The organism is Bacteroides sp. D20 (assembly GCF_003436255.1).
Taxonomy (GTDB): Bacteria; Bacteroidota; Bacteroidia; order Bacteroidales; family Bacteroidaceae; genus Bacteroides; species Bacteroides uniformis.
Genome location: NZ_QSOO01000006.1, coordinates 172728 through 184989, shown reverse-complemented (window position 1 = coordinate 184989; position 12262 = coordinate 172728). Strand labels below are relative to the sequence as shown.

7 protein-coding genes and 1 tRNA gene are annotated in these 12262 nt (G+C 48.5%); all 8 read left to right on the top strand.

All coding sequences use genetic code 11. The features are described from left to right. Positions 1-37 precede the first annotated feature (37 nt). Entirely contained in the window at positions 38-1654 is a 1617-nt protein-coding gene (locus tag DXD78_RS08500) for an alpha-L-fucosidase (RefSeq protein WP_009037731.1), read from the top strand. 14 nt (positions 1655-1668) lie between these two features. Continuing rightward, complete coding sequence (locus DXD78_RS08495) at positions 1669-4059, top strand: TIM-barrel domain-containing protein (RefSeq protein WP_009037730.1); 2391 nt, start codon at positions 1669-1671, stop codon at positions 4057-4059. Between the two features lie 49 nt (positions 4060-4108). Continuing rightward, complete coding sequence (locus tag DXD78_RS08490) at positions 4109-6949, top strand: family 43 glycosylhydrolase (RefSeq protein WP_016272467.1); 2841 nt, start codon at positions 4109-4111, stop codon at positions 6947-6949. A gap of 158 nt (positions 6950-7107) precedes the next feature. Continuing rightward, positions 7108-7233 carry a hypothetical protein gene (locus DXD78_RS21440; RefSeq protein ID WP_255342453.1) on the top strand — a complete coding sequence of 42 codons (126 nt, stop codon included), beginning with the start codon at positions 7108-7110 and terminating at the stop codon, positions 7231-7233. Between the two features lie 137 nt (positions 7234-7370). Continuing rightward, on the top strand, positions 7371-10052 hold the full coding sequence (locus DXD78_RS08480; protein ID WP_009037727.1) for a DNA gyrase/topoisomerase IV subunit A: 2682 nt from the start codon (positions 7371-7373) through the stop codon (positions 10050-10052). A 61-nt stretch (positions 10053-10113) separates the two neighbouring features. Further along, complete coding sequence (locus DXD78_RS08475) at positions 10114-10968, top strand: DUF3316 domain-containing protein (protein WP_005830316.1); 855 nt, start codon at positions 10114-10116, stop codon at positions 10966-10968. Positions 10969-11012: 44 nt separating this feature from the next. After that, the gene (locus tag DXD78_RS08470; protein ID WP_085939557.1) at positions 11013-12029 is read left to right on the top strand and encodes a S41 family peptidase; all 1017 of its coding nucleotides are present in this window, start codon (positions 11013-11015) and stop codon (positions 12027-12029) included. 76 nt (positions 12030-12105) lie between these two features. Further along, a tRNA-Leu gene (locus DXD78_RS08465) sits at positions 12106-12187 on the top strand. Positions 12188-12262: the final 75 nt, after the last annotated feature.

Genomic DNA, 12262 nt, shown 5'->3' with positions numbered 1-12262 from the left:
AAAAGGGAATAAACATTTTGTAAACAACAATAAAGGTATGAAAAGAAACATCTTTAAAACAATTCTCCTATCCGCCTGCATCCTGCAAGGGGGCAGTGCATTGGCACAACAAGAGAAAGCAGAACCGGGCAAGTTCTCACCTACCTGGGAGTCATTGTCCCAATACGAAGTGCCCGAATGGTTCCGCAACGCCAAATTCGGCATATGGGCACACTGGGGTCCGCAATGCCAACCCGAAGCCGGCGACTGGTACGGTCGTGGCATGTACGAAGAGGGCGGTGCTGCCTACAAGTGGCACTTGGAGCATTACGGACATCCTTCGGAATTCGGCTTCAAGGATGTAATCAACGAATGGAAAGCCGAAAAATGGAATCCGGAGAGGCTGGTAGCCCTTTTCAAGAAAACCGGTGCCCGATATTTCTTTGCTATGGGCAACCATCACGACAACATGGACTTGTGGGACAGTAAATACCAATCATGGAACTCCGTCAACATGGGCCCCAAGCGAAACGTACTGGGCGAATGGGAGAAAGCGGCCCGCAAAAACAAACTTCCCTTCGGTGTCAGCATCCACTCCTCCCATGCTTGGACATGGTATGAAACTGCACAAGGAGCCGACAAGAAAGGCCCATACGCAGGAATCTCCTACGATGCCCGCGTAGTGACTAAGGAAGACGGCAAGGGAAAATGGTGGGAAGGCTACGACCCGCAAGAGCTATACGTACAGAATCATGCCCTGAGCGGACATGCTTGGGCTGCATGGGACTGGCCCGAAGGAACCTCTGTCCCCCCACAGAGCTACTACGACAACTTCTTCGACCGCACAGTGGACATGATAAACAAATATCATCCCGACCTGGTCTATTTCGACGACAGCGTACTCCCCTTCTGGCCCATCAACGATACGGGGCTGAAAGTCGTGTCGCACTACTATAACCAAAACATGAAGCTTCACAAGGGCAATCTCAATGCCGTAGTCTTCGGAAAGAAGCTGGAAGCTAAACATAAAGAGGCCATCGTATGGGATGTAGAAAAAGGGGTTCCATCGGAATGCCAGGACAAGGCGTGGCAAACCTGTAGTTGCCTCGGTACTTGGCACTATAACCGCTCTGCTTACGAAGACAACTGGTATAAATCAGCCGAGACCGTCATCCACATGCTCATTGACATCGTCAGTAAAAATGGCAACCTATTACTAAGCGTACCAATGAAAGGAAACGGCACCATCGACGACAAGGAAGAAAAAATTCTGGAAGACATAGCCGCCTGGATGGAGGTGAACGGAGAAGGAATATTCGACACACGTCCCTGGTGTATTTATGGTGAAGGTCCCTCCACAGAAACAGCAATACCTTTGGACGGAGCAGGATTCAACGAAGGCAAGAACGCACCCTACACTTCTGCCGACATCCGGTTTGTGAAAAAAGGGAAATACTTGTATGCCCATATCATGAAATGGCCCTCAGACGGAAAAATACAGATAAAATCACTGGCTACCGGCAGTCCCTACTGCAAAGGAGAAATCGAAAAGGTAGAATTATTAGGAGGTGGAAAGGCAAAGTTCAGAAGAACTTCCAAAGGCTTGCTTATTGACCTTCCCAAAGACAAGACACCCAATCCTATTTCTTTGGTACTGAAAATCACTAACCGTTAAACTGCTGATATTGTATGAAAAAGGGATTTTTTTTAAGACTATTTGTCCTGCTGATGCTGACATTTTTCATAGCAGAACAAGGCAGAGCACAAACCTACCAACGCACCTCACAAGGCATAAAAAGCACTGTGCAAGGTATAAATATAGATATTAGCTTCTTCTCTCCTGTCACAGTGAGAATCTTAAAATCGCCTGACGGCTGGAAGTATACCAAAGAAAGTTTGTCGGTCATCGGGCAACCGGAAAAAGTAAAACTATCCGTCTCTTCGAAAGGGGGCATATTGACTATCAAAAGCCATCAGCTTACAGTCCATCTCAACGAAGAGACCGGACAAATAACTTTTGCCTCTTCCGATGGAAAATCGCTGTTGCAGGAACAAAATAAAGGCGCACGTTTTGATGATTTCAACGATGCCGGCACAAAAACCTTCAGCGTTTATCAATCGTTCACCTTAGAGAAAGACGAAGCTATTTATGGATTGGGACAATTGCAAAACGGCAAAATGTCGCAACGTAACCAGACCAAACGCCTTATCCAAGACAATCTTGAGGATGTGATTCCCTTCTTCCAGTCCGTCAAAGGCTACGGTCTCTTTTGGGACAACTATTCGCCAACCATCTTCAAAGACAATCAAGAAGAGACATCCTTCCTTTCTGAAGTCGGCGACTGCATTGACTACTATTTCATGTACGGCGAAAATGCCGATGGAGTAGTTGCCCAGATGCGCTACCTCACAGGACAAGTGCCCATGTTTCCATTATGGACATATGGATTCTGGCAAAGCCGTGAACGCTACAAAAGCCAAAAAGAGATTGTTGGCGTAGTGCAAAAATACCGCGAACTGGGTGTGCCCCTCGATGGAATTATCCAGGATTGGAGATACTGGGGAAGCAACTACCTGTGGAACGCAATGGATTTTTTGAACGAAGAATTCTCCGACCCCAAAAAAATGATGGAAGACATACACGGAATGAATGCCCACATTATCATCTCCATTTGGTCAGCTTTCGGACCACATACCAAACCCTATCACGAGTTGGATAAAGGGAACATGCTCTTCAACTTCCGCACATGGCCCGAATCCGGTTCCGAGAAGTGGCCTCCCAATATGGACTATCCATCCGGTGCCCGCGTGTACGATGCCTACCATCCGCAAGCACGCGACATCTATTGGAAGTACCTGAACGAGAACCTACGTTCTGTGGGTATAGACGGCTGGTGGATGGACTCTACCGAACCCGACCATTTTCACCCCATTCCTGAAGATTTTGACACGCCCACCTATTTGGGGTCATTCCGTAAAGTACGCAATGCCTACCCTTTAATGAGTGTAGGTGGAGTGTACGACCACCAGCGTGCCGTAACTTCGGATAAACGCGTATTTATCCTTACCCGCTCAGCCTTTGCCGGCCAGCAACGTTATGGTGCCAATACATGGACAGGAGATATCACAGCATCATGGGAAGTTTTGGAGAAGCAAATACCTGCGGGATTAAACTTCTCACTATGCGGCATTCCCCATTGGAACAGCGATATCGGCGGATTCTTCCTATGGCAATATCCCTTGATGCTGGATGACCCGGATTATCGCGAGCTTTATGCCCGTTGGATACAGTTCGGTACATTCTGTCCCATGATGCGATCACATGGGGAAGGTGCTCCCAGAGAAATCTATCAATTCGGCAAAAAAGGCGAGCCAATATACGATGCGATTGAGAAATACATTCGGTTACGCTACAGTTTGTTACCATACATCTACACAACTGCCTGGGAGGTAACTGCCAATCAGTCCAGCTTCATGCGTGCCTTGGCAATGGATTTTGCCCACGATCGCAACGTGTGGAACATCCACAATCAGTATATGTTTGGCAAATCCCTATTGGTATGCCCTGTAACCCAACCCATGTATACCCAAACAGTTTCGGACACCATCCGTGTAGAAGATTTCAGTACCGTTAAGTCTATGCGAATATATCTGCCTAAAAATACGGAATGGTATGATTTTTGGACCAATCAGAAACACTCCGGCGGACAATATATCGTGAAAGATACCCCTATTGACATTTTACCACTTTATGTGAAAGCAGGTTCCATCCTGCCAATAGGTCCCGAAGTGCAGTATAGCACCGAAAAATCATGGGACAACTTGGAGATAAAAGTGTATCCCGGTTGTAACGGCGAATTCACACTTTACGAAGACGAGAATGACAACTACAATTATGAAAAAGGAATGTACAGCACCATTACGATGAAATGGAATGACCGTACTCGCATGCTCACTATTGAAAATCGGAAAGGAGAGTTTTCCGGTATGTTGAAAGAACGGAAATTCAACATAGTAACTGCTGATGGCGCAAAAAAGGCAGTGGCTTATAATGGGAAAAAAGTAACGGTTAAAATGTAATGGTTTCTAAAAACAGCTATTAATTTGCATTATGGAAATAAATACTCGTATGAAAAAATATCATCATTATCTTACCCTTTTAAGTTTATTTATGCTGCTCGGCATCCTGAAATTGCAAGCAGCGATACAACTCCCTGCCATATTTTCCAACCATATGGTGCTACAACGTAACTCAGAACTTACTTTCTGGGGATGGGGTATTCCGGGAGAAACAATTTCCATCGCCCCCGAATGGATGAAAGGAGAAATAATCAAAACCCAAGTCAATAATACGGGGAAATGGTCAGCCCGTGTACCTTCCGGCGAAGCCGGCGGACCTTATGAGATTCGTTTCAGCGGCTCGTCAGAAGTAACCTTGACCGATGTCATGCTAGGCGAAGTTTGGCTGTGCAGCGGACAATCCAATATGGAATGGAGCGCCAACCACGGCATAAAGAACGGAGACGAGGAAACGGCAAATGCCCATTGTCCCAATCTCCGAATTTTTCACGTGGCCAGAATAGCCGCCCCGTTCCCTCAAGAAAACTGTTTCTCGCAATGGACACAGTGCACGCCCGAAACGATGCGCAGCACGAGTGCCCTGGCCTACTTCTTCGGCCGCAACATCCAGGAAGAGCTGGACGTGCCGGTAGGAATCATCGTAGCCGCATGGGGCGGAACCACCGCCGAGACATGGACGCCCCGCGAATGCGTAATGAGCGACCCGGTCTTGTGCGACTATCCGTATGAATCCAATCCTTGGTTTCCGGCTGAAACAGGCACGTTGTACAACAGCATGATTTATCCCGTGATGCCCTACGGCATTGCCGGATGCATCTGGTATCAGGGAGAAGCCAACCAAGGCCGTGCCAGCTCCTACGCCCGGGTGATGCAGCGGCTGATAGGCTCGTGGCGTACCGGATTTAACAAGGAATTCCCATTCTATCTGGTCCAGATAGCCCCCTTCCAATACCACTCCAAAGACAACGGACCGGCACTGCTACGCGAGCAGCAGGCCATGTTGCCCGAAATGCTGGACAAGGTCAAGATGATTACCGTGTCAGATTTGGTGGACAATGTGCAGGACATCCATCCACGTGACAAAAGAAGCGTAGGCAAACGTCTCGCCAATCTTGCACTGGACGATACATACCATATATATGCAGGCCCCTATAAAAGCCCGGTCTTTGAAAGCGCCTGCCGCAAAGGCAACCATGTGACAATCTCTTTCAAAGACATAAAGAACGGACTGGCCGTACACGGGAAAAGGATAGAGGGGCTGATGATGGCCGCAGCCGGCCAGGAATGGCAAGAGGCCCGGGCCAGGATAGACGGGGGAAAGCTGATTGTCCCGGTAAAAGGAATCGAAAGCCCGGTTTCCATTCGCTACTGCTTCAGTGACGCTGCTCAAGGCAACCTTTTTTCAACGGAAGGCATCCCCTTAGCCCCCTTCCGGGCAGACAGCATTGCCTCTTCTGAAAACATTCCGGTTTCTACAGACAGCGCTTTGGAAGAATCTTTTGAATTCTCGCCCAAGTTCTCTACCGGCAATGCCAATCCCCTTCTCGACTTCCAATACATGGCCGACCCCACAGCAGTGGTGCACGACGGCCGCATTTATGTGTACGGCACTAACGACCACCAGCAATATGATGTAGTGGGCCGTAACGGGAAAAACACCTATCAGCACATCCATTCGCTGACGATGGTCTCTTCTGACGACATGGTGAACTGGACTTATCACGGAGTAATCAATGTAAAGGCTCTGGCTCCCTGGGGAATGGCTTCGTGGGCACCTTCCATCGCTTCGCGCAAGGAGGCCGACGGCAAAACCCACTTCTATCTGTACTACTCCAACAGCGGTTCCGGTGTAGGTATGCTGACTGCCACTTCCCCCGTGGGGCCCTGGACAGACCCATTGGGCAAATGTGTGGTAGACGGTAATACTCCAGGACTCGGCAAGTGTAAAGCTCCCTTCGATCCGGGAGTAGTCATCGACGACAAGGGCATCGGCTGGCTCTCCTTTGGCGGGGGCGACAGCGACGACTACATTCCCGGAGACGCACGCATCGTGCGGCTGGCAAATGACATGAAGACGCTGGACAGCGAAATAGTTGAAATAAAAGCGCCATACCACTTTGAAGCAAACGAACTGAACTATCTGAACGGCACTTGGATTTACACCTACAACACCAACTGGAAGAACCGGGATGCATGGCCCCACAAGGATATAGACAAGCCGAGCCGGTGCTGCATGAGCTACATGACGAGTCGCACGCCACTTGAGACAGACAGCTGGACCTATCGGGACAACTACTTCAAAAATCCCGGCGACTATGGCATGTCCGACAGCAACAACCATACACATCTGGTAAAATTTCAAGGGAAGTACTATCTCTTCTACCACTCACTGGGCTTGCAGGACAGCCGCGACCTCAAAGTGGGTGTCCGCAGTATCTGCGTGGAAGAAATAGAGGTGGACGAAAAGGACCTCACTATCCACATGGGCACAGCCACAGCCAAGGGCGTTTCACAAATCAAGCCTCTCGACCCGTTTGCGCAGCAACAGGCCGAGACCACAGCCGCCACACGCGGCGTTGCCTTTGAACCGACCGGACAGACAGGCAACATGTCTGCCGTAGGAAACAAGAGCGGACAGGCCATCTGTGTCCGCGGTGCGGAATTCCCGCAATCACCTCAAGCCATACAGATGAAGATAAAAGGGAAAGGCTCCATCGAAATACACATGGACAGTCCAGACGGTCCGCTCCTATCCACCTTGACCTTTGATACCGATACGTGGCAAACATTGACAAAGCCGTTGGACAAACAGATAAAAGGCAAACACGACATTTACTTCGTATTCGGGAACGGAAAGTTCTTATTTGACGAATGGAAATTCACAAAATAATGAATCCGTCGGCAGAATCTGCCCAGTATCTCTTCACCCTTGTGATGATATCGCTGCACAATTCGAGCCAACACACAACAAGCTAGCAAGTTACTTTGCCAGCGTTTTGCCACCATATTGGCAAAGTTTTGCCATGCCTTTGGCAAAGCTTTGCCAATGTGGTGGCAAAACCTTGCCAACTTGTCGGCAAGAAAGACAAAAGCAACATCGCTGTCCGCAAAGAGGCGGAAGCACGTCCTCAATATAATTCCGCTAACGGGAAAGAGACAGATTGGTTCCATTAACGGGCAGAAGTTTTAAAAAATGGGAAGGATTTGGCACAATAGTTCCGCGCAAATTCTCATTTATCGAACAAAAATTGTATTTTTGCCTGCGACTGAAAAATCAGTAATATCATAGAATAGACAATTCCCGAACAAATATGAGCGAAGATTTTGAAGCACCGAAAGATGATTTGGACAAGGAACTCCCGGCCGGGAGCGAAGAACACTCGGATTACAAACCTGCGGACGCAAAGGATGCCAATATAAAGCACCAACTGAGCGGCATGTACCAGAATTGGTTTCTGGACTACGCCTCATACGTTATATTGGAACGTGCCGTACCCCATATCATGGATGGTCTGAAACCCGTACAGCGGCGTATCCTCCACTCCATGCGCCGCATGGAAGACGGGCGCTACAACAAGGTGGCGAACATCGTAGGACATACCATGCAGTTCCATCCGCACGGTGATGCTTCTATCGGCGATGCTCTGGTACAGCTGGGACAAAAGGACTTGCTCGTGGATTGCCAGGGAAACTGGGGTAACATTCTGACGGGTGACAGCGCCGCTGCCCCCCGTTATATCGAAGCACGTCTCTCCAAGTTTGCACTGGACGTGGTATTCAACCCCAAGACCACCGAATGGAAACTCTCTTATGACGGGCGAAACAAAGAACCGGTTACACTACCGGTAAAATTCCCACTGCTGCTTGCACAAGGTGTGGAAGGTATTGCCGTAGGCCTGTCATCCAAAATATTACCACATAACTTCAATGAGCTGTGCGATGCTTCCATCAGCTATCTGCACAACGAAGAATTCAAGCTGTACCCCGACTTCCAGACGGGAGGCAGTATCGATGTATCCAAATACAACGACGGTGAACGTGGCGGTGCGATACGCGTGCGCTCCAAAATAGAAAAGATAGACAACAAGACACTTGCCATTAAGGAAATTCCTTACGGGAAAACGGTGGCCAGTGTATGCGACTCCATCGTAAAGGCCAGCGAAAAAGGAAAAATCAAGATACGTAAGGTAGAGGACCTAACATCCGGCAGTGTGGAAATATTAGTGCATCTAGCCCCGGGTGTATCATCCGACAAGACCATCGATGCCCTCTATGCCTTCACCGACTGTGAAGTGAGCATCTCTCCCAACTGCTGTGTCATCGACGACCAAAAGCCCCACTTCCTCACCGTGAGTGATGTATTGCGCAAATCAGTCGACAACACATTGGCACTGCTACGCCAGGAACTGGAAATCCGTAAGGGAGAGATACTGGAAAGCCTGCATTTCGCTTCACTCGAAAAGATATTCATTGAAGAACGTATTTACAAGGATAAGGAGTTTGAACAAGCCAAAAACATGGATGCCGCCTGCGAACATATCGATGAGCGCCTGACTCCCTACTACCCGACTTTTATCCGCGAAGTGACCAAGGAAGACATCCTCCGGCTGATGGAGATAAAGATGGCACGTATCCTCAAATTCAACTCCGACAAGGCAGAGGAACTGATAGCACGCATGCGAAAGGACATAGAGGAGATAGACTGCCATCTGGCAAACATCGTGGAATATACCGTCGACTGGTTCCGTATGTTGAAGGACAAGTACGGCAAAGCCTTCCCCCGCCGCACGGAACTGCGTAACTTCGACACCATCGAAGCAACCAAAGTCATCGAAGCCAACGAAAAGCTGTACATCAACCGCGAAGAGGGGTTCATCGGAACTGGATTGAAGAAAGACGAATTCATAGGCAACTGCTCGCCCATAGATGACGTGATTATCTTCTTCCGCGATGGAAAATATATCATCACACCGGTGGCCGACAAGAAGTTCGTGGGCAAGAATATACTTTATGCCAACATTTTTAAGAAGAACGACAAACGTACCATCTACAATGTCTGCTACCGTGACGGCAAGGAGGGGACAAGCTATATCAAGCGTTTTGCCGTCACTTCCGTGGTGCGTGACCGCGAATACGATGTGACGCAAGGTACTCCCGACTCCCGTATCACCTACTTCACCGCCAATCCCAATGGAGAAGCTGAAATCATCAAGGTAACCCTGAAACCCAATCCCCGTGTACGCCGTATTATCTTCGAGGAGGATTTCAGCAACATCAATATCAAGGGACGGCAGGCCATGGGAAATATACTCACGAAACTCCCCGTACACAAGATAGCCTTGAAACAACGTGGAGGCTCCACGCTGGGTGGACGGAAAGTCTGGTTCGACCGTGATGTGCTACGTCTCAACTACGACGGGCGCGGAGAATATCTCGGAGAATTCCAGAGCGAAGACACCATCCTTGTCGTACAGAACAGCGGAGAGTTCTATGCCACCAACTTCGACTTGAACAATCACTATGACGATGGCATACGCGTATTGGAGAAATACGATCCGAACAAAGTATGGACCGCCGTACTCTACGATGCCGACCAGCAGAACTATCCTTACATCAAGCGTTTCTGCTTCGAGGCAACCGCCCGCAAGCAAAACTACTTGGGAGAAAACAAGAACAGCAGCCTCATTCTGCTGACAGACGAGTGCTACCCGCGTTTAGAGGTGGTGTTTGGCGGCCACGACAATTTCCGAGAGCCGATGGTGGTGGAAGCCGACGAATTCATCGCCGTGAAAGGCTTCAAAGCAAAAGGTAAGCGCCTGACCACCTATACTATAGAAACCATCAACGAATTAGAGCCTACCCGCCAACCTGAACCCTCGCAGAAAACCGAAGAGCAGGAAACGGATGAAGAACCGGAAATTCTGGACCCCGACCACGGTAAAAGCGAAGGGGACATACTGGACGAGATGACAGGACAGATGAAACTCTTTTGATGAAGGACGGAAATGAAGTATTAGTGGCTAACGATTACTAATTTGTAATTGATAATTTAATATGTACATATACAAGATAATAATCCTATGCGGACTGCTCTTGGGAAGTGTCGGACTGAAAGCACAAGAAGCACAATGCAGCATCGACCGGAAGCTACGGGCTGACTCCACCAACCGTAACCGTATTATCACCCGTGCCACCATGTATGGTGTCGGCTTCACCAACGTGTTCGACACTTATCTTTCACCTCAGGAGTATAAGGGAATCGATTTCCGTATCTCCCGCGAAAGCATGCGGATGACACGGTTGATGGACGGCAACGTGTCTCTGCAAACTTTCTTCCAGGCAGACTTGGGATATACACACAACAAAGTAGACAATAACAATACATTCTCCGGACTGGCCAACTGGAACTACGGCCTGCATTATAATTTTCCAATCACGGGCAATTTCAAACTGCTTGCCGGAGGAGTCGGCGACTTCAACGGTGGCTTTGTCTATAATCTGCGCAACGGAAACAACCCCGCCCAAGCACGTGCCTATATCAACCTTGCCGCATCGGGAATGGCTATTTGGGACTTGCGCATCAAGAACCGTCCCATCACACTACGCTATCAGGTAAATCTTCCCTTGGCAGGTATCATGTTCATGCCCAACTATGGACAGTCCTACTACGAGATATTTACGTTAGGACATTGGGACGGAGTAGTGAACTTCACCTCCCTGCACAACCAGCCCTCTCTGAGACAAATGCTGACCGCAGACTTTCCGGTGGGACGTGCCCGGATGCGTTTCGCTTACATATGGGACGCACAACAGTCCAAAGTAAATGAAATAAAGACACATACTTACTCGCATGTATTCATGGTGGGGTTCGTAAAGGAACTCTATCTGTTTCCTAACAAGAGAAAGTAAAAAGTGACAAGGTGATAAACGATAAGATGATAAGGATAATGTGCATGAAAAGAAGATATATTTTAATAATTTGGAGTATCCTACTCACGTTATTGCCCCTATTGAACGGATGTATTCGTGAGGAAGAGTTCGACAATACCCCACAAGGCAATTTCGAAGCCTTGTGGGAAATAATAGACGAACAGTACTGCTTCCTGGACTACAAGCAAATAGACTGGGATGCCATCCATGACAAGTACCAGCCACTCATTACCCCGGGAATGAGCAACGACGGTCTATTTGAAATATTAGGTAACATGCTTGCCGAGTTAAAAGACGGACATGTCAACTTGTACTCTTCTTCCAACATGGCGCGCTACTGGGACTGGTATCTGGATTATCCTCGTAACTTCAACGAAAGTATCATTGAAAAGTACCTGGGAAGAGACTACCGCATTGCTGGAGGCGCCAAATATACCATATTGGAGGACAACATAGGATATATCTATTACGGTGATTTCTCCAGCGGCATCGGAAACGGCAACCTGGATGAGATTCTGTTATACCTTTCCGCTTGTAACGGCCTGATTATCGACGTGCGCAACAATGGTGGCGGCAACCTGACAAACGCCACCCGAATGGCACAACGCTTCACGAATGAAAAAGTACTGACGGGATATATTCAGCACAAGACCGGCAAAGGCCATAGCGATTTTTCAGATCCGACTCCCATTTATGTGGAACCTTCCAACAGTATCCGCTGGCAAAAAAAGGTAATTGTCCTGACCAACCGTCATTCCTATAGTGCAACCAATGATTTTGTCAACTCCATGCGCTGTTTTCCCAATGTCACCCTGGTTGGTGACAAAACCGGCGGCGGGTCGGGCCTGCCATTCTCTTCGGAACTGCCCAACGGATGGGGGGTACGCTTTTCTGCCAGCCCGCACCTCGATGCCCAAAAACAGCATATCGAGTTCGGCATCGACCCGGACAAGAAAGTGGATATGAGCAAAGAAGATGAGAACAATGACTTGGACACCATCATTGAGGAAGCAAGAAAAATACTGAAAGTGACTTTCTAAAACGACTTTATCTACAAAACAATTTGCCAAAACGAAAATTCTTTCTATCTTTGCTCCCGCTAATCGGAATTATTCCGCGGATGTGGCGTAATTGGCAGCCGCGCCAGACTTAGGATCTGGTGCCGTGAGGCGTGTAGGTTCGAGTCCTATCATCCGCACAATCCCTATAATAAATTTCAAAAGACAAACAACTAAGAGGGGAGGATATTCATTAAGAAGCATCCTCCCTAACC